The organism is Mesorhizobium sp. C264A (genome assembly GCF_040324515.1).
Taxonomy (GTDB): Bacteria; Pseudomonadota; Alphaproteobacteria; order Rhizobiales; family Rhizobiaceae; genus Mesorhizobium.
In genome coordinates this window covers 1,975,330-1,993,405 of the sequence record NZ_JAMYVY010000001.1, presented here as the reverse complement: position 1 = coordinate 1,993,405, position 18,076 = coordinate 1,975,330, and the positions used below count along the sequence as shown (strand labels likewise).

The 18,076-nt window shown below is 62.0% G+C and carries 15 protein-coding genes; 6 read left to right on the top strand and 9 right to left on the bottom strand.

Annotated elements, in window-relative coordinates:
* From NKL04_RS09810 to NKL04_RS09790, 5 genes are all read right to left on the bottom strand, one after another.
* Positions 1–207, bottom strand: coding sequence for a type II toxin-antitoxin system HicB family antitoxin (locus tag NKL04_RS09810; protein ID WP_023669048.1), 207 nt, complete (start codon positions 205–207; stop codon positions 1–3).
* Between the two features lie 102 nt (positions 208–309).
* The gene (locus NKL04_RS09805; RefSeq protein WP_023700822.1) at positions 310–474 is read right to left on the bottom strand and encodes a hypothetical protein; all 165 of its coding nucleotides are present in this window, start codon (positions 472–474) and stop codon (positions 310–312) included.
* A 143-nt stretch (positions 475–617) separates the two neighbouring features.
* Complete coding sequence (locus NKL04_RS09800) at positions 618–1,136, bottom strand: ImmA/IrrE family metallo-endopeptidase (RefSeq protein ID WP_023700821.1); 519 nt, start codon at positions 1,134–1,136, stop codon at positions 618–620.
* A 105-nt stretch (positions 1,137–1,241) separates the two neighbouring features.
* On the bottom strand, positions 1,242–1,607 hold the full coding sequence (locus tag NKL04_RS09795; RefSeq protein ID WP_156951450.1) for a hypothetical protein: 366 nt from the start codon (positions 1,605–1,607) through the stop codon (positions 1,242–1,244).
* A gap of 92 nt (positions 1,608–1,699) precedes the next feature.
* A complete protein-coding gene (locus NKL04_RS09790) occupies positions 1,700–5,464 on the bottom strand; it encodes a vitamin B12-dependent ribonucleotide reductase (RefSeq protein ID WP_023700819.1) in 3,765 nt (1,254 codons plus the stop codon).
* Between the two features lie 732 nt (positions 5,465–6,196).
* Here NKL04_RS09790 and gltX point away from each other — a divergent pair.
* Positions 6,197–7,570, top strand: coding sequence for a glutamate--tRNA ligase (gltX, locus tag NKL04_RS09785; RefSeq protein WP_023700818.1), 1,374 nt, complete (start codon positions 6,197–6,199; stop codon positions 7,568–7,570).
* On the opposite strand, the gene NKL04_RS09780 is transcribed toward gltX, so the two are convergent.
* The gene (locus tag NKL04_RS09780) at positions 7,488–8,684 is read right to left on the bottom strand and encodes a DUF2865 domain-containing protein (protein ID WP_352723675.1); all 1,197 of its coding nucleotides are present in this window, start codon (positions 8,682–8,684) and stop codon (positions 7,488–7,490) included. The genes gltX and NKL04_RS09780 overlap by 83 nt on opposite strands.
* 204 nt (positions 8,685–8,888) lie before the next feature.
* Between NKL04_RS09780 and NKL04_RS09775 the strand changes: the two genes are divergently transcribed.
* Positions 8,889–9,509 (top strand): DUF1287 domain-containing protein, encoded by a 621-nt coding sequence (locus NKL04_RS09775; protein ID WP_023703272.1) that lies wholly within the window; start codon positions 8,889–8,891, stop codon positions 9,507–9,509.
* A 5-nt stretch (positions 9,510–9,514) separates the two neighbouring features.
* On the opposite strand, the gene NKL04_RS09770 is transcribed toward NKL04_RS09775, so the two are convergent.
* Both NKL04_RS09770 and NKL04_RS09765 read right to left on the bottom strand, forming a co-directional pair.
* On the bottom strand, positions 9,515–11,839 hold the full coding sequence (locus tag NKL04_RS09770) for an NADP-dependent malic enzyme (RefSeq protein ID WP_023703271.1): 2,325 nt from the start codon (positions 11,837–11,839) through the stop codon (positions 9,515–9,517).
* A 159-nt stretch (positions 11,840–11,998) separates the two neighbouring features.
* On the bottom strand, positions 11,999–12,778 hold the full coding sequence (locus NKL04_RS09765) for an SDR family oxidoreductase (RefSeq protein ID WP_023703270.1): 780 nt from the start codon (positions 12,776–12,778) through the stop codon (positions 11,999–12,001).
* Positions 12,779–12,898: 120 nt separating this feature from the next.
* On the opposite strand from NKL04_RS09765, the gene NKL04_RS09760 reads away from it, so the two are divergent.
* Positions 12,899–13,714, top strand: a complete 816-nt coding sequence (locus tag NKL04_RS09760; RefSeq protein WP_031210007.1) for a UDP-2,3-diacylglucosamine diphosphatase — start codon at positions 12,899–12,901, stop codon at positions 13,712–13,714.
* Between the two features lie 104 nt (positions 13,715–13,818).
* Entirely contained in the window at positions 13,819–15,033 is a 1,215-nt protein-coding gene (locus NKL04_RS09755) for an MFS transporter (RefSeq protein ID WP_023703268.1), read from the top strand.
* On the opposite strand, the gene dgcA is transcribed toward NKL04_RS09755, so the two are convergent.
* Positions 15,004–15,987: an N-acetyl-D-Glu racemase DgcA gene (dgcA, locus tag NKL04_RS09750; protein ID WP_023703267.1), complete on the bottom strand. Its 984-nt coding sequence runs from the start codon at positions 15,985–15,987 to the stop codon at positions 15,004–15,006. The genes NKL04_RS09755 and dgcA overlap by 30 nt on opposite strands.
* Positions 15,988–16,064: 77 nt before the next feature.
* Here dgcA and NKL04_RS09745 point away from each other — a divergent pair, with 77 nt between their 5' ends.
* Positions 16,065–17,252: an MlaE family ABC transporter permease gene (locus tag NKL04_RS09745; RefSeq protein ID WP_352723671.1), complete on the top strand. Its 1,188-nt coding sequence runs from the start codon at positions 16,065–16,067 to the stop codon at positions 17,250–17,252.
* Between the two features lies 1 nt (position 17,253).
* On the top strand, positions 17,254–18,072 hold the full coding sequence (locus tag NKL04_RS09740; protein ID WP_023703265.1) for an ABC transporter ATP-binding protein: 819 nt from the start codon (positions 17,254–17,256) through the stop codon (positions 18,070–18,072).
* The last annotated feature ends 4 nt before the right edge of the window (positions 18,073–18,076 follow it).

Below are 18,076 nucleotides of genomic sequence, written 5' to 3'. Positions count from 1 at the left end.
TTATGCCTCTACGTATTCCGCGAGACTGATTCCTTTGGGCACCTCCAGCCCATCGGCACGCAAGCCCTCGATGTGAAAGCGTATAGCGTCGCGAATTTCGATTTCTACTTCTGGCACGGTAGCACCAGTTGCGATGCAGCCGGGTAGGTCCGGCACATAGGCAGAGAAATTGTTGCCTGCTTTTTCAATCACCACCGCGTAACGCATATAGTCACTCCTTCAAACCGGACTGCTTGAGGCGCCTGGCGCAATTTCCTCAAACGGCTTGCCGGCCGCGGTGACGCGCCCGGCAAACTTCGCCTATCAATGTTACTTCTTGCGCGGCGGTTCGTTCTTGGTGTCCCCGTAGCCGGGCTTGGGGACACGCTCGACTGTGGTCGTGTTCGGGCGGCGCTCGGCTTCTTTCACAGAAATGAATTGGCCGCTCTTTGAGCTTCGTCCAATGTCGAAAGTCTTACGTTCATTGGTGGCCATTTGGGTATCTTTCCTCTGTGTTGCCAGAGCTACCTCGACTCCGAGAACCGACTCCCCATATGATAACCTTGCTAGAGGAGATGGGATTTCGATCTCGTCGCCCCGCGTAGGCTCCGGCCTGTTCGCGGTATCCAAAGCCGGCTCTAACGAGCCGGCTTTGGTATTTCTGCGGCTTTGCTTTGCATTCCTGTAATTGCCGTCTTGACCTGATGCGGAATTATATGTGGCTCTGAGATGCCAAGATTTTGGAGGCGTTTCTCGGCGGCTGTCCTACTCACAGCAAAGAACGGCATGATTTCCAAAACGTCGGTGAAGTCACGAATTAGAGTCTCCGGCATAAGAAAACCGGCGGCAAACGCGTTAGCTTGCCATTCTGCGCTCGCGTACGCAGGTAACTCTTTCATCTGAGAATATCGCCTAGGGGCTCGATCAAGGGGAACGGCCGATTTGTGAAGAACCAAATGCCCTAGCTCATGGGCCACAGTCCACCTGCCGCGGCCTTCAAAGTTCGCGGCGGATTGATACGTTGTGCCTGACAAGACAACGCAAGGCGGATCAAATTCGGTATACCCTTCCGCTCCGTCCATCAGGTGGTCATCTTTGACAACTAGTGCGAAATCGCCAAAAAGCCGGGGCATTTCATTTTCAAGGACACTAACCATATCAGGTGCTTTGGCAAGTAGTGCCTATGCGAAGTGCTTGGCGCCATGCCGCTGCTAATATCTCGATCTCAGCGCGACTCTTGGCGGATACGCAATAGTCATGACTCATCTGTCATCTCCTGGGAGTTCTGCGTCCAGTTTTCGTATCTCGTCTGGGGACATCTTGTTGATCTTCCTAAATAACCTTCTAGCAAGAGCTGCGCGTTCTTTGTTTATTGGCGTAAAGCGAATAACGTTAATGCGGGCATCTGCGAGGGCCTGTAGGTGCTTTCTCGTAACGATGTCCAATTTCAACCAGTTTCCAAAGTTTTCTACGTACCCCTCTGGAACTTGTTTTCCCCCAGTCTCGACAGCGGAGATAAATGACGGCGAACACTTGAACTCCTTTGCTTGATCAATCATCCGCAACCTTCGTGCCATTCTGATTTCCCGGCATGCGGACCCAAATGCCGTCAGAGTTTTTTCGACCATCTTTATGTTTCCCTATCTTTTTCACCTGTAGGTGAAACTCTCCCTCAAAAAAAACCTCTCTGCCGCGTTGGCGGCAGAGAGGTTCGTTCGTGTCAACTGCACCCGCTCGTCGAACCACAAGTATCGCACTTCTCGCAGGTGCCGTTCCGCACCATGGTGAAGTTGTGGCATTCCGAGCATTCGTTGCCGGTGTAGCCTTGCATCAAGGATTGCTGACGCCGCGTAGAGGCAAGCGCCTTTGCCTCGGCCGCTTCTTTCGCTGCTTCGTCGGTGAACAACCCGGTGGGATCGGCTGCCTCCTCGGAAACAATATCTTCGACCAGTTCCTTGGCTCGCTCCTCATAGTCGCGCTTGTAGGCGATGGCTTCGTCGCTTGCTGGTTTAAGCGCCAGCACGTTGGAGCCTGAGAACGCAGTTGGAGTGACCCGGGCAGGGGCCGCGGCAGGCGATCCGGCAAAACCCTTGGGTTCGCCACCTAAGCCAGACACCAACTTGACCGGCGAGGCGCCGCGGGTAAGGCCCTTCGAGAACGGCGTCGCCTTGCCTTCGTTGATGCCGCGTCCGAGCGCCGTCTTGTCGAAATCCGACTGGTCGACATGGGCGAGGTCGTGGCGGCCGAGATAGGACACGGCGAGCTCGCGGAACACATAGTCGAGGATCGACGTCGCATTCTTGATGGCGTCATTGCCCTGCACCATGCCGGCCGGCTCGAATTTGGTGAAGGTGAAGGCCTCGACAAATTCCTCGAGCGGCACGCCATATTGCAGGCCAAGCGAGATGGCGATGGCGAAGTTGTTCATCATCGCCCGGAAAGCGGCGCCTTCCTTATGCATGTCGATGAAGATCTCGCCGATGCGGCCGTCATCGAATTCGCCCGTGCGCAGGTAGACCTTGTGGCCGCCGACGACTGCCTTCTGGGTGTAGCCCTTGCGGCGGTTCGGCAATTTTTCGCGGTCGCGGTAGAGGCGTTCGATGACGCGCTCGACGATCTTCTCGGTGACCTGCACGGCACGCTGTGAAGCGGGCGCCGCGATCAACTGCTCGACCGCATCGTCCTCGTCATCCTCGCTGTCAGCGAGCAGCGACGAATTCAGCGGCTGCGACAGCTTCGAGCCGTCGCGGTAGAGCGCGTTGGCCTTCAGCGCCAGCTTCCACGACAGCATGTAGGCGCCCTTGGCGTCTTCCACCGTCGCATCGTTGGGCATGTTGATGGTCTTGGAGATGGCGCCGGAGATGAAGGGCTGTGCCGCCGCCATCATCTGGATGTGGCTGTTGATGGACAGCGAGCGCTTGCCGATCTTGCCGCACGGGCTGGCGCAGTCGAACACCGCCAGATGCTCGGCCTTGAGGAAGGGCGCGCCTTCCAGCGTCATCGCACCGCAGACATGGATGTTGGCGGCCTCGATGTCCTTCCTGGAGAAGCCCAGCGCCGGCAGCATCTCGAACGAGAAGTCGTTGAGCTGCTCATCGGTGAAGCCGAATGTCTCCTTCACCCAGTCGGCGCCCAGCGTCCACTGGTTGAAGACGAACTTGATGTCGAAGGCCGACTTCAGCGCCGCATTGAGCGCCGCGATCTTGTCGTCAGTAAAACCCTTCGCCTTGAGCGAGCCGGGGTTGACCGCCGGCGCCTGGTTCATGTTGCCGTGGCCGACAGCGTAAGCCTCGATCTCGGCGAGCTGGCTCTCGGAATAGCCCAGCGTGCGCAGCGCTTCCGGCACGGCGCGGTTGATGATCTTGAAGTAGCCGCCGCCAGCGAGCTTCTTGAACTTCACCAGCGCGAAGTCGGGCTCGATGCCGGTGGTATCGCAATCCATGACCAGGCCGATCGTGCCGGTCGGCGCAATCACGGTCGCCTGCGCGTTGCGGTAGCCATGCTCTTCGCCGAGTTCGATGGCGCGGTCCCAGGCAGCCTTGGCGTGCGTGGCCAATTCCTGCTGCTTCAGGTCGGACGCGACCAGCGGCACCGGATTGACGGCGAGTTTCTCGTAGCCCTGTTTCTCGCCATAGGCGGCACGGCGATGGTTGCGCATGACGCGCAGCATGTTCTGCGCATTGCGGTCGTAATCGGCGAAGGCGCCGAGCTCGCCAGCCATCTCGGCCGAGGTGGCATAGGCAGTGCCGGTCATGATGGCGGTGAGCGCTGCGCAGATGGCGCGGCCCTCGTCGGAATCATAGGGAATGCCGGACGTCATCAGCAGGCCGCCAATGTTGGCATAGCCGAGGCCGAGCGTGCGGTATTCGTAGGACTGCTTGGCGATCTCCTTCGACGGGAACTGCGCCATCATCACCGAGATTTCGAGGACGACGGTCCACAGCCGCACCGTGTGCTCGTAGGCGGCGATGTCGATCGTGCCGTCGGCATTGCGGTAGGGCAGCAGGTTGATCGAGGCCAGGTTGCAGGCCGTGTCGTCGAGGAACATGTATTCCGAGCACGGATTGGAGGCCCGGATCGCACCGGCCGAAGCGCAGGTGTGCCAGTCGTTCATCGTCGTGTTGAAATGCAGGCCCGGATCGGCCGAAGCCCAGGCGGCGTAGCCGATCTTTTCCCAGAGGTCGCGTGCCTTCAGCGTCTTCAGCACCTTGCCGTCCTTGCGGGCGGTCAGGTGCCAGTCGGCATCGTCCTCGACGGCGCGCAGGAAATTGTCCTTCAGCGACACCGAATTGTTGGAGTTCTGGCCGGAAACGGTGAGGTAGGCATCGGAATCCCAGTCGGTGTCGTAGGTTTTGAACGACATCGAGGTGTAGCCCTGCTTGGCGAACTGGATGACGCGGTAGATGTAGTTCTCCGGCACGGCCGACTTCTTGGCCGCCTTGATCTCGCGCTTCAGCGCGGTGTTGATCGACGGGTCGAAGCAGTCGTCATCATGGCCTTCGCAGTTGATGCAGGCCTTCATGATCGCTTCGAGATGTTTTTTCACGATCTTGGAGCCGGTGACCAGCGACGCCACCTTCTGCTCTTCATTGACCTTCCAGTCGATGAATTCCTCGATATCGGGATGGTCGGCGTCGACAATGACCATTTTCGCCGCACGACGCGTGGTGCCGCCCGACTTGATGGCGCCCGCCGCGCGGTCGCCGATCTTGAGGAAGCTCATCAGGCCGGACGAACGGCCGCCGCCCGACAGCTTTTCGCCTTCGCCGCGCAGCATCGAGAAATTGGAGCCGGTGCCCGAGCCATATTTGAACAGACGCGCTTCGCGCACCCACAGGTCCATGATGCCGCCTTCGTTGACGAGATCGTCCTGCACGCCCTGGATGAAGCAGGCATGCGGCTGCGGATGTTCGTAGGAGGACTTCGACTTGGTCAGCTTGCCGGTGAACGGGTCGACATAATAGTGGCCCTGGCTCGGGCCATCGATGCCGTAGGCCCAGTGCAGGCCGGTATTGAACCATTGCGGCGAGTTCGGCGCAACGCGCTGGGTGGCGAGCATATAGGCGAGTTCGTCGCGGAAGGCGCTGGCGTCTTCTTCCGACTTGAAGTAGCCGCCCTTGTAGCCCCAATAGGTCCAGGTACCGGCCAGCCGGTCGAAGACCTGGCGGGCGTCGATTTCGGAACCGTAGCGCTCGGCTTCCGGCAGCTTGGCAAGCTCGGCCTCGTCGGCGACGGAGCGCCACAGGAAGGAGGGGACGTCGTTCTCCTCGACCTTCTTCAGGCGCGCGGGCACGCCGGCCTTGCGGAAATACTTCTGCGCCAGGATGTCGGCGGCAACCTGCGAGAACTGCGCCGGCACATCGATATTGTCCAAGCGGAACACCACCGAGCCGTCCGGATTCTTGATCTCCGAAAGCGCCTTGCGGAATTCGATCTCCGCGTAAGCTGATTGGCCTGGCTTGGTGAAACGACGCTCGATGCGCATTGGTCCGGTCCCTTTTGTCTATATATAGCGCTTTTCCCCGGGGATTTCTGCCCCCAATGCGAAACGCGCATGTCCGCCGTCTGCCGGCGTTCGAAAACACCGGCTCTCCTTGTGGCAGTCTTCGTCGCCTTGCTGGTCGAGCTTCTTACGAAGCCGCTGTTCCAACTCTGCGCCGAACCCTGCGGGTCCCTCAAAACTGAATTTTTCCTCGATTCCCTCGACCGAGGGAAATTCACACTATCTAGCGTCGAACCTGCCTGCAAACACTAAATATAGTGTTAACAGACAATTTATTCCAGTCCGACAAATCTCCCTTTTCGCTCCCGAAGCCCCCACGATCCAACGCTTCCGCCAGCCTCGTAAACAGGCGGAAATCATGGCCAAAACGCACAAAATCCGGGAAAAATGACCGGGCTCGAAACTCTCCGGTCGCGCCCTCAACAAGAGCACATGGCACATAAAAGGCGACTCGGTTTGCGTCGTCAAGGATTCGTTTGCGTAGCTTTTGTGACCCCAACATCTTGTGTGTCACATATGTGGATAACGGGGACAAAAAGCGGCTGAGGAAAGCCCGATTCTGCCGGCGTGGACCGCTGGTGAGCGGTTCACCCGAGGCAGGCCCGGCCGGATTCTGGCTCACAGCCTTTTCATTTTAGCTGGCGTGCATTATGTCTTTGGCCTCGCGCGGGGGCGCGTCTTGTCAATTCCAAGAGCATCCGTTACGCCCCGCCCATGACAGTTACCGTCCGTTTTGCCCCCTCACCAACCGGCCGCATTCATATCGGCAATGCCCGCACCGCCTTGTTCAACTGGCTGTTTGCCATGAACAACAAGGGCCGTTTCATCCAGCGCTTCGACGACACAGACATTGCCCGCTCGAGGCAGGAATTTTCCGACGCCATCCTCTACGACCTGCACTGGCTGGGGATTTTTCCCGACGCCACCGAATACCAGTCGCGGCGCTTCGAAACTTACGACGCGGCGGTGGAGCGGCTGCAGAGAGCCGGCGTTGTCTATCCCTGCTACGAGACCCCCGAAGAACTCGACCTGCGCCGCAAGGTGCGCCGCACGCGCGGCCTGCCGCCGGTCTATGGCCGCGAGGCGCTGGCGCTTTCGCAGCAGCAGATCGCCGAATACCGCTCCGATGGCCGCCGGCCGCACTGGCGCTTTCTGCTGCCCAACTTCACCAGCGATCCGCTGCAGCCCGAACGCACCGAAGTGCACTGGAACGATCTGGTGCGCGGCGAGGAAACCGTCGATCTGGCCTCACTGTCCGATCCGGTGCTGCGGCGCGAGGACGGCACTTATCTCTACACGCTGCCATCGGTCGTCGACGACGTCGAGATGGGGGTCACTCATGTTATCCGCGGCGACGACCACGTCACCAACACCGGCGTGCAGATCGCGCTGTTCAAGGCATTGGGCGCCGAGCCGCCTGTCTTCGGCCACCACAATCTCTTGACCACGGCCTCGGGCGAGGGCCTGTCGAAGCGCAGCGGTGCGCTGTCGATCGAAAGCCTGCGCGAGGAGGGCATCGAGCCGATGGCTGTGGCTTCGCTGGCCGTCCTTGTCGGCACCTCGGAAAATGTCGCGGCGGTGCATGACATGCCGGCACTGGCCGCGCGCTTCGATCCCGCCGCCACGTCGAAATCGGCGGCCAAATTCGACCCGGACGAGCTGTTCGTGCTCAATCGTGCGCTCATGCACCACATGCCGTTTTCCGAGGCGCGGGACCGGCTGATCGTGCTCGGCATCTCCGGCGACAAGGCCGAGCCGTTCTGGCTGGCGGTGCGCGGCAATCTCGACCGGCTGAGCGACGCGGTCGGCTGGTGGCGCATCCTTGCCGACGGCCCGCAGCCGGCGCCGGAATTTTCCGGCGAGGATCGCGACTTCCTGCAGCAGGCCTTCGACCTGTTGCCGGAAGAGCCGTGGACCGGTACGGTCTGGAAAGACTGGACGGCCAGGATCAGGGAAGCCAGCGGCCGAAAGGGCAAGGCGCTGTTCATGCCGCTCAGGCTGGCGCTTACCGGACTTGCTTCCGGGCCGGAGCTTGCAGATCTATTGCCGCTGCTGGGTCGGGAAGGAACGCTGGCCCGACGACCCTGACCTTGCGCTGGTCCGGCGGGATCAGCGACACCGGCGACACCACCGGCTTGACGGCAAGGCGCTTGATGGCGGCGCGGTCGAGCCCGCCTTGTACGTTCGCCAGCGTCTCCGGATCCGCGCCCGGATCGGGTTTGGCCGCCGGCACCAGAATGAATGGCGTTGTCTCGGTATCAGGCTGCGATTGCTCGGGCGGTGGCGGGTTGCCGCCGATGATCTCGAAATTTCCGGCCTGCGCATTGCAGCCACAAGCCAGCGGCCGCGACATGTTGGGCTGTTTGTAGAGATAGGCGGTCGGCAACTCGCTGTAGGGCCTGCCGGTCACCGACGACGTCATGTTGGCCGAATCGTCTTCCATGCCGCGCGAATAGAACACCTGCATTTCGGTGCCGGGGCAGCTCGATTCGCAATTCTTCTGGTCGCGCTCGAAATCGCCGAGCGAAGCCGAGTTCGACATCGGGAAGAAATAGCCGTCGCAGGTGCGCACGCAGCTCGTATGGAACTCGCCGCCGACCGTCGGGAAATCCGGCACGCCGGGCTGATTGAGCACCCGGCGCACATTGCGCTCCTCGCCGGGATCATCGGGCTGATCGAGCGTGTCGATCTGCCGGTTGCCGCCGAAAAGCTGGTCGAACAGATTGCCGTCGTCGGGTTCGCGGCTGGCTTCCTGCAGCGGCTCCCGGCGCGGCGCGGGCTCGTCACGGCAGCCATTGGCGTCGAGCGCGGCCAGGATGCGGCCGCGGTCGCCCCGCGAGCCGCCGCCGGCAAGCTGCGCGCGCTTGGCTTGCAACGCATCGAGATTGGCGTTCATGCCATCGATGCTGCTGTTCAGCGCAGCACATTGGCTGACATTGCGCGAAAACAGCGAAAACCCGCAATTCGCATCGCTCGCACGACCGCGCACCTTTGATAGCTGTTCGAACTGGCGGGAGATGGCCTTGTCATACTTCCGCACCATGCTGGAATTGCCGCCGCCATTCGATGAAGAAGCAAGCTCGGCTTCCAGTTGACGGCAAACGCGGGAGGCGGCCTGCGGTTCAGTGGTGGCGACGGCCGAAAGCACAAGCGCGCCGAGCAGCGCAGCCAGATGCTTCAGCCTCCATCGTCCGCCCGTCATTGGCCGAAACCCCGCTTGCCTGCCTGTCTACCGGATTCGCGGTTAACCGTTCCCTCAATCTACAACCAAAGATGGTCTTAGCCCATAGACGCGTTGCAGGAGGCGTTTGGATAGAGCGGCAACTGTGCGATCTCACCGCTGCATGAAAAAGGCGCAATCGCCCCGGAATTATCCCACGATCCAGCAATGCCCCGGGGACCTGGCATGACCGCGATTACCCGTCGAACCGCACTGCAGTTCGGCCTCCTGTGCCTGGCGGCGCCCGCAGCCTTGGCGCAGGAAAATCCAGCCGCTCCGGACTGGCGCAGCAAATTGGTCGAAGCCGCGCGTGAGCAGATCGGCGTCACCACATTCTACGACCCGACCTATGTCCGCCTCGACTATCCCGGCGGCGATGTCGCGCCGGATCGAGGCGTGTGCACGGACGTCATTGTCCGCGCCTATCGCCGCGCCTTCAAGCTCGACCTGCAGAAACTGGTGCATGAGGATATGGCCGCCAATTTCGCCGCCTACCCCAAGACCTGGGGCCTGAAAGCGACCGACCGCAACATCGACCACCGACGGGTCGGCAATCTTGCCGCATTTTTCGGGCGCAACGGAGTTTCCTTGCCCGCCAGCGAGTATCCTCCCGACTTTCAGCCGGGCGATATCGTCACCCAGATGCTGCCCGGCAACCTGCCGCACATCGTCATCGTCTCATCCGAACGCTCGGCGGACGTGCCGGAACGAGCGCTGGTCATCCACAATATCGGGGCGGGCGCCCGCGAGGAGGACACGCTGTTCGCCTTCAAGCAGACCGGGCATTACCGCTTCGCGCCTGCGTGAGAAACTCAGCCGAAATGAACCACCGCCTGCGCCTTGTGCGCCGCCTCGACCACCGCAAGCGCCGTCATGTTGACGACGCCGCGCGAGGTCACTGACGGGGTCAAAATATGCGCCGGCTTGTCGGTGCCAAGCAGGATCGGCCCGACATGCAGCGCGTCCATCATCGTGCGCAGCGCGGTCAGCGTGATGTTGGCGGAGTCGAGGTTGGGGAACACCAGGAGATTGGCTTCGCCCTTCAGCCGCGAATGCGGATAGACGCGCTGGCGCAGATGCTCCGACAGGGCTGAATCGGCATGCATCTCGCCGTCGCATTGCAGGTCGGGCGCAACGCGCGCCAGGATCGCCGCCGCCTGCCGCATCTTCAGCGCGCTGGGAGAATCGCGCGAGCCGAAATCCGAATGCGACAGCAGCGCTGCCTTCGGCTCGATGCCGAAGCGCTGGATTTCCTCGGCCGCCAGAATGGTCATTTCGGCGATCTCCTCGGCCGTCGGGTCGACCGAGACATGGGTGTCGGTGAGGAAGATGATGCCGCGTTGCGAGATCAGCATCGACAGCGTCGACAGGTCGCGGTCCTTGACGCCTGCGCGTGGTCCGATGACCAGCGTCACATTGCGCAGATGCCGCTCGAAACGGCCCTCGAGGCCGCAGATCATGGCGTCGGCATCGCCGCGCTTCAGCGCCAGTGCCGCAATCACCGTATTGTCGGTGCGCACCATGGTGCGCGCGGCCTCCGTCGTCACGCCGCGCCGGCCGGCAAGCTCGATCAACAGGTCGACATAATGGCGGTAGCGCGGATCGTCCTCAGGGTTGATCAGGCCGAAATCGACGCCCGGCTTGATACGCAGGCCGTAGCGCTTCAGCCTGACCTCGATGACATGCGGGCGGCCGATCAGGATCGGCTCGGCAATGCCTTCCTCCAGCACCACCTGGGCTGCGCGCAGCACGCGCTCGTCCTCGCCGTCGGCATAGATGACGCGCTTGGCGGTCGACGCCTTGGCCGACGAAAACACCGGCTTCATCACCAGGCCGGAGCGGAAGACGAAGCGGTTGAGCTGGTCGATATAGGCGGCGAAGTCGGTGATCGGCCGGGTCGCGACGCCGGTGTCGCAGGCAGCCTTGGCCACCGCCGGCGCGATGCGCAGGATCAGGCGGGGATCGAAGGGCGAGGGGATAAGGAAGTCGGGTCCGAAGATCGGCGTCTCGCCGGAATAGGCGCGGGCGGCGACGTCGGATGGTTCTTCGCGGGCAAGCGCGGCGATCGCCCGAACCGCGGCCATCTTCATCTCCTCGTTGATGGCGCTGGCGCCGCAATCCAGCGCACCGCGGAAGATGTAAGGAAAACAAAGCACGTTGTTGACCTGATTGGGGAAATCGGAACGGCCGGTGCAGATCATCGCGTCGGGACGAGCGGCGCGCGCGACCTCCGGCATGATCTCGGGATTGGGGTTGGCCAGCGCCAGGATCAACGGCTTAGGCGCCATATGATCAAGCAATTCCGGCTTCAGCACGCCGGCGGCCGACAGGCCGAGAAAAACGTCGGCGCCAGGGATCACATCGGTCAGCGTGCGCGCCTCGGTGTCCTTCACATAGGGGTCTTTCCAGCGATCCATCTCATCGGTGCGGCCCTTGTAGGCGACGCCGAAGCGGTCGGTGACCCAGATATTCTCTACCTTGGCGCCAAGCGAGACCAACAGGTTGAGGCAGGCGAGCGCTGCCGCACCGGCGCCTGAGGTGACGATCTTGATGTCGGAAATGGTCTTGCCGGCGAATTCCAGCCCGTTGAGCACGGCGGCGGCGACGATGATGGCGGTGCCATGCTGGTCGTCATGGAAGACGGGAATGCCCATGCGGGCCTTCAACTGCGCCTCGACCTCGAAGCATTCGGGCGCCTTGATGTCCTCGAGATTGATGCCGCCGAAAGTCGGCTCCAGCGCCGAGATCGTCTCGACCATGCGCTCTATGCCCGGCGCGTCGATCTCGATGTCGAAGACGTCGATGCCGGCGAATTTCTTGAACAGCACCGCCTTGCCTTCCATCACCGGCTTGGAGGCGAGCGGGCCGATATTGCCGAGCCCGAGCACGGCCGAGCCGTTGGAGACGACGCCGACCAGATTGGCGCGCGCTGTATAATCGGCCGCGGTTGCCGGATTGTCGCGGATTTCGAGGCAGGGCGCGGCAACACCCGGCGAATAGGCCAGCGCCAGATCGCGCTGGTTGCCGAGCGGCTTGGTTGCCTGAATCTCGAGCTTTCCCGGCCTTGGATGCTTGTGGAAGTAGAGGGCGGCTTCGTCGAGGTCCGAACGTGCCGTTTTCTTGTTCTCGCCTTCCATGCGGCCGCTCCCTCAAACCTGCTTTGCAGCCTTTTAGCACGCAAAAATGGTTTTTCGCGACGCCAAATAACGCAAGGGCGGCTAAAACAACCGGGGCCGAAAAGACCGAATTATTTCAAACGGTTGCGCGGAAATCCTGCTGAGGATGCACTGAGCCCTTCAGAACGCGCTGACATAGAGGCCGCCATCGACCGGGATGTTCTGGCCGGTGAGATAACCGGCATGGACCGAGCACAGAAAGGCGCAGATCTGGCCGAACTCTTCCGGCGTGCCGAGCCGCTTGGCCGGAACGTCGGCGCTGATGCGGGTCTTGCGCGCTGCGGCCGCTGCCGGGTCTTCCATCGTGCCGGCCTCATGCGGGCCGCGCAGCCGGTCGGTGTCGAGCTTGCCCGGCAGCAGGCTGTTGATGGTGACGTTGCGGTCGATCACCGTGCGCGCCACGCCGGCCAGGAACGAGGTCAGGCCGGCGCGCGCGCCGGACGACAGATCGAGGCCGGGAATCGGGACGTAGACCGACAGCGAGGTGATGTTGACGATGCGGCCGAAGCCGCGGTTGGCCATGCCGTCGATCACGGCCTGCACCAGTTCGATCGGCGTCACCATGTTCTGCGTCACGCCTTCGAGGATCTTTGCGCGGTCGAGTTCGCGGAAATCGCGCAAGGGCGGGCCGCCATTGTTGTTGACCAGGATATCCGGGTCGGGGCAGGCGGCCAGGATTGCCTTCTGCACCTCGGGTTTCGAGACGTCGCCGACGATCTCGGTCACCTTCACGCCGTAGCGTTCGCGCAGTTCGGCTGCGGTTTTTGCCAGCAGCTCGGCATTGCGGCCGTTGACGACGAGATCGCAGCCGGCCTCGGCCAGCGCCATGGCGCAGCCGCGGCCCAGCCCTTTGCTCGATGCGCAGACGATGGCCTTCTTGCCCTTGATGCCCAGATCCATGACGATTTTCTCCTGTGAATGGCGCGGCACGCTAGCCCTTTGGCTGGCCCAATCGCAACCGTCATACGGTTGTTGCATGAATCGGGGCATAGCCTGCGCGAAAGCAACGGTGACGATCTGATGTCCGGTACAGAAACCCGCACTTTCCGCAGCATGTTCATATCCGACCTGCATCTCGGATCGAAGGCGGCCAAGGCCGAGTTCCTGATCGATTTCCTGCGGTATCACGACGCCGATATCATCTATCTCGTCGGTGATATCATCGACGGCTGGCGGCTGCGGCGCAGCTGGCATTGGCCGCAGAGCCACAATGACGTCGTCCAGAAACTGCTGCGCAAGGCGCGCAAGGGCGCCTCGATCACCTATATCGCCGGCAATCACGACGAATTCGCGCGCCAGTTCCAAGGCGTGCATTTCGGCGGCATCGTCGTTGCCGACCGCGCCATCCACGAAACCGCCGATGGCAGGCGCCTGCTGGTCATCCACGGCGACCAGTTCGACACCGTCGTCCACAATGCACGCTGGCTGGCCTATCTCGGCGACTACGCCTATGACGCCGCGATGATGGTCAACCGCGTGGTGACGAAGCTCCGCCATTTGCTGGGTCTCCCTTACTGGTCGTTCTCGTCCTGGGCCAAGGTCAAGGTCAAGAACGCGGTCAACTTCATCGGCTCGTTCCAGACGGTGCTGACCGAGGAGGCCCGCCGCTCGCATGTCGACGGCGTCATCTGCGGCCACATCCATCACGCCGCCATCGAGACTTATGAGGATGTGCAGTACATCAACACCGGCGACTGGGTGGAGAGCTGCACGGCGGTGGTCGAACATTTCGACGGCAAGATGGAGATCATCCACTGGGCGCTGGTGCTGCCCGAAGCACCGGACGAGCCGTTCATCCCGCTGCTCATCGAAGACAGGGTCGTCGAAGCGGCATAACCCTCCTGTTAATCGACTGGTCCAGGCAGTTTCGGACCGCTTTCGCGCATGTTAAGGGATCGATCTGCGTTGCAGCCCTTTGTGCAGCGTAATTGGATCGATTCATGTCGCTGCCGCCGCTCTCGCCCAAACAACTCGTCAAGCCGCGCCATTTCGAACTGCGCATGAGCCTGATCTTCGCGACATTATTCATGTCCCTGGGAACGCATGTGCCTTATTTCCCGCTGTGGCTGCATGCCCAGGGTTTCCACGCCGAGCAGATCGCCATCATCCTGGCGGCGCCGATGTTCCTGCGCGTGGTGACGACGCCGCTGCTGACCGCGCTGGCGGACCGGGCGAAGGACAGGGCCGATGTCTATATCGCGCTGGTGGCCGCGACGATGGTGCTTTCCGCCGGCTATTTCCTCACTCCCACCTATGCGGCGGTGCTTGCCGTATCGCTGGCGCTGACGGTGGTGTGGACGCCGCATTCGCCGATCGCCGATTCGCTCGCGCTGTCGGGCGTGCGCCGCTTCGGCTCGAACTACACCGCGATGCGCAAATGGGGCTCGATATCCTATCTCTGCGCCAACGTCGCAGGCGGCTTTATCCTGGCCTGGACGAGCCCGGAGGCCGTGCCGGTAATCATCTTTGCGGCGCTGTCTGCCGCGCTCGTCGCCGGATTGCTGGCGCCGCGGCTTGGCCGCCCGCGCCGGGCTTCGCCACTTTCGGCCGCCGACATCCAGCATCAGGCGCCGAGCCTTCTCAATCCGTATTTCCTGTATTTCACCCTCGGCGTCGGAATCATCACCGCCAGCCATGCCTTCCTCTACGGCTTTGTCTCCATCTACTGGAAATCGGTCGGCATCAGCGATTCCGTCGTTGGCTTGCTGTGGGCCTGGGGCGTAGTGGCCGAGGTCTGCATGTTCTTGTTTTTCAACCGTATTTTTGCCTCGGTCTCGGTCGTCAAGGTGATGCTGATCGCCGGCATCGGCTCCATCGTGCGCTGGATCGCCTTTCCGCTGATCTGGCCACTCGGGCTTGGCGTCGCCGGTTTCTTCGGCGTCCAGACCCTGCATTCGGTGTCGGTGGCGATGGTGTTGATCGGCCTGCAGAAGATGATCGGCGAAACGGTTTCGGAAGAACGCACGGGTGCGGCGCAAGGCATTGCCTATTTCTTCAACGGCTTCTTCATGGCGGCGGTGACGCTGGCGTCCGGCCCAATTTATGAGCGCTACGGCGTCGACGGCTTCCTGGCGATGATCCCGATCGCCATCGTCGGCCTGGCGCTGATCGGGCTCGCCGCGCGTTCAGCCCCACAGCATCCTGTCAGGCGGTAACACCAGCGACCCCTGGTACACGAGGCCGGGCTGGCGGTCGCGGGCAAGCAGCAGCGGACCGTCGAGGTCGACGAAGTCGGCGCCTTGCGCCAAAAGCACTGCCGGCGCCATCGCCAGCGACGTGCCGACCATGCAGCCGACCATCACGCCGAATCCCAGCTCCCGGGCGCGGTTACGAAGGGTAAGGGCGGCGGTCAGGCCGCCGGATTTGTCGAGCTTGATGTTGACGGCGTCATACAGGCCGACAAGCGCTTCGAGGTCCTTCGCCTCGTGGACGCTTTCGTCTGCGCAGATCGGCACGGGATGCGCGATGTGGCGCAGGATGGCATCATGGCCGGCGGGAAGCGGCTGTTCGATCAGGGCTATGCCATGTTCGGCGGCGAAAGCGAAATTCTCGATGATGTTGGCATCGGTCCAGCCTTCATTGGCGTCGAGGATGATGCGGCTGTCGGGCGCCGCTTCGGTCACGGCGCGGATGCGGGCCATGTCGTTGTCGCCGCCAATCTTGACCTTGAGCAGCGGCCGCCCGGCATTGGCGCGGGCTTGCGCCGCCATTGCCTCCGGCTCGCCCAGCGACAGCGTGTAGGCGGTCTCCAGCGCCGACAAGGGCACAGCGTGGATGGCGTCCGCGACCGCAACGCCGCTGATCTTGGCCTCCAGGTCCCACAAGGCGCAATCGATGGCGTTGCGGGCAGCACCCGCCGGCATCGCATCGAGCAGGTCCTTGCGGCTGATGCCGCCTTCCATCTGCCGGCGCATGGCCTCGATGGCGTCGCGCACCCCCTCCATAGTCTCGCCATAGCGCTTGTAGGGGACGCATTCGCCCCATCCGCGATTGTCCCCATCACTGATCGTGCAGGTAATGACTTCGGCTTCGGTCTTCGACCCGCGCGAGATGGTGAAGGTGCCGGCAATGGGAAAACGCTCGGCCTCAACCGAAATGACACGCGCCATAATTTTCTGCTCCGGCTATGCGACAACGCGTCGTCGGCAAATCGACAGGTACGACCCGTCAGGCTAAACAGGACGCCATGTTGACCATCGGCAAACGCGACGCAAGCGGCAACGCCGCCAAGGAGGCCGACCACCAGCCCCGCGTTGCGGTCGGCGAGGAGGGCGGCGTCCTCGGCTGCGCTTTCTCCGGCATCTGGACGACGACGACAGTGGCGCTGATCGACGCCGAGATGCGCAAGATCGAGCAGCGCAAAGGCTTCCAGACGCTCGCTTTGGATCTCTCCCACATCGAGAAGATGGACACCGCCGGCGCCTGGCTGATCGATCGCCTGGTCAGCGTCTTCGAAAAGAAGGGTGTCGAGATCAAGATGCAGGGGCAAAGCGATGTCGCCTCGATCCTGCTCGGCGCCGTTGGCGAAGCTGTCCGGCGCGAGCCCGAATCGCGCGGCGTCCGGCGCCCCAACATCATCCTCCGCGGGCTGGAGGCGGTCGGCCGCCGCATCTATGAGATGCGCGACGATTTCCTCGCCTCGATGAACATCCTCGGCGCCACCATCGGCGGCGCCCAGATGAAGCTCGGGCGCGGCCATGCGATCAATCCGGCGGCGATCTTCAACCAGATCGATCGCATGGGGGTCGGCGCCATCCCCGTGGTGGTGCTGATGTCGGCGATCGTCGGCGCCATCGTCGCCCAGCAGGGCGCCTACCAGCTCAATTATTTCGGCGCCAACATTTTCGTTGTCGATCTGGTCGGCGTGCTGATCCTGCGCGAACTCGGCGTGCTGATGACCGCCATCATGATCGCCGGCCGCTCCGGCAGCGCCATCACCGCCGAGATCGGCTCGATGAAGATGCGCGAGGAGGTCGACGCGCTGAAGGTCATCGGCCTCAACCCGATCGGCGTGCTGGTGTTTCCGCGCCTGGTGGCGCTGGTGGTCGCGCTGCCCTGTCTCACCATCGTCGCCAATTTTGCCGCTCTTGGCGGCGGCATCCTAGCCGCCTGGCTTTATTCCGGTATTGCGCCGACGGCCTTCATCGACCGGCTGCGCGGCGCGATCGATATCAGCACCATCTTCGCCGGGCTGATCAAGGCGCCGTTCATGGCCATGATCATCGGCACCATTGCTTCCGTAGAAGGCATGAAGGTCGGCGGCAGCGCCGAATCGCTGGGTCTGCACGTCACCGCCTCGGTTGTGAAATCGATCTTCGTTGTCATCATCCTCGATGGCCTTTTTGCCATCTTCTACGCATCGATCGAGTTCTGACATGATGCGCAGAAACTCAAAGGCGACCAAGGCTGTGCAGGGAATGGAAGAAGACGATATCGTGCTGTCGGTGCGCGATATCACCGTTGCCCTGGACGACAAGCTGATCCTCGACAAACTGGCGCTCGACATCAAGCGCGGCGAAATCCTCGGTTTCGTCGGCGCCTCGGGCGCCGGCAAATCAGTGCTGCTGCGCACGATTCTCGGCCTGCTGCACAAGCAGTCCGGCACGATCAAGCTGTTTGGTCTCGACCTCGAAAAGGCCAGCGACATCGAGCGGTTGCGCATCGACATGCGCCTTGGCGTGCTTTTCCAGCACGGCGCCCTGTTTTCGGCGTTGACCGTGCAGGAAAACGTGCAGGTGCCGATGCGCGAATATCTCGATCTGCCGAAGAAACTGATGGACGAGCTGGCCTTGCTCAAGATCGAACTGGTCGGCCTGCCGTCGGACGCCGCGCAAAAATTTCCCTCGGAGCTTTCGGGCGGCATGATCAAGCGCGCCGCCCTGGCGCGGGCGCTGGCGCTCGACCCCGACATCGTCTTCCTCGACGAGCCGACGTCCGGCCTCGACCCGATCAGCGCGTCCGAATTCGACGAATTGGTGGTGAAGTTGCGCGATACGATGGATCTGACGGTCTATATGGTGACGCACGATCTCGACACGCTGTTTACCGCTTGCGACCGCGTGGCGGTGCTCGGCAACAAGAAAATCCTGGTCGAAGGCACGATCGACGACATGCTGAAAAGCGAAGAACCGTGGGTCAAATCCTATTTCCGCGGAAAACGCGCTCGGCAACTTGATCTTGCCGCGCGCGCATAGACAT

Coding starts and splice junctions, on each gene's coding strand:
- NKL04_RS09780 (WP_352723675.1), bottom strand. CDS start 8,684: ATGACGGGCGGACGATGGAGGCTGAAGCATCTGGCTGCGCTGCTCGGC.
- NKL04_RS09805 (WP_023700822.1), bottom strand. CDS start 474: ATGGCCACCAATGAACGTAAGACTTTCGACATTGGACGAAGCTCAAAG.
- gltX (WP_023700818.1), top strand. CDS start 6,197: ATGACAGTTACCGTCCGTTTTGCCCCCTCACCAACCGGCCGCATTCAT.
- NKL04_RS09755 (WP_023703268.1), top strand. CDS start 13,819: ATGTCGCTGCCGCCGCTCTCGCCCAAACAACTCGTCAAGCCGCGCCAT.
- dgcA (WP_023703267.1), bottom strand. CDS start 15,987: ATGGCGCGTGTCATTTCGGTTGAGGCCGAGCGTTTTCCCATTGCCGGC.
- NKL04_RS09740 (WP_023703265.1), top strand. CDS start 17,254: ATGATGCGCAGAAACTCAAAGGCGACCAAGGCTGTGCAGGGAATGGAA.
- NKL04_RS09765 (WP_023703270.1), bottom strand. CDS start 12,778: ATGGATCTGGGCATCAAGGGCAAGAAGGCCATCGTCTGCGCATCGAGC.
- NKL04_RS09800 (WP_023700821.1), bottom strand. CDS start 1,136: ATGGTTAGTGTCCTTGAAAATGAAATGCCCCGGCTTTTTGGCGATTTC.
- NKL04_RS09790 (WP_023700819.1), bottom strand. CDS start 5,464: ATGCGCATCGAGCGTCGTTTCACCAAGCCAGGCCAATCAGCTTACGCG.
- NKL04_RS09760 (WP_031210007.1), top strand. CDS start 12,899: ATGTCCGGTACAGAAACCCGCACTTTCCGCAGCATGTTCATATCCGAC.
- NKL04_RS09775 (WP_023703272.1), top strand. CDS start 8,889: ATGACCGCGATTACCCGTCGAACCGCACTGCAGTTCGGCCTCCTGTGC.
- NKL04_RS09795 (WP_156951450.1), bottom strand. CDS start 1,607: ATGGTCGAAAAAACTCTGACGGCATTTGGGTCCGCATGCCGGGAAATC.
- NKL04_RS09745 (WP_352723671.1), top strand. CDS start 16,065: ATGTTGACCATCGGCAAACGCGACGCAAGCGGCAACGCCGCCAAGGAG.
- NKL04_RS09810 (WP_023669048.1), bottom strand. CDS start 207: ATGCGTTACGCGGTGGTGATTGAAAAAGCAGGCAACAATTTCTCTGCC.
- NKL04_RS09770 (WP_023703271.1), bottom strand. CDS start 11,839: ATGGAAGGCGAGAACAAGAAAACGGCACGTTCGGACCTCGACGAAGCC.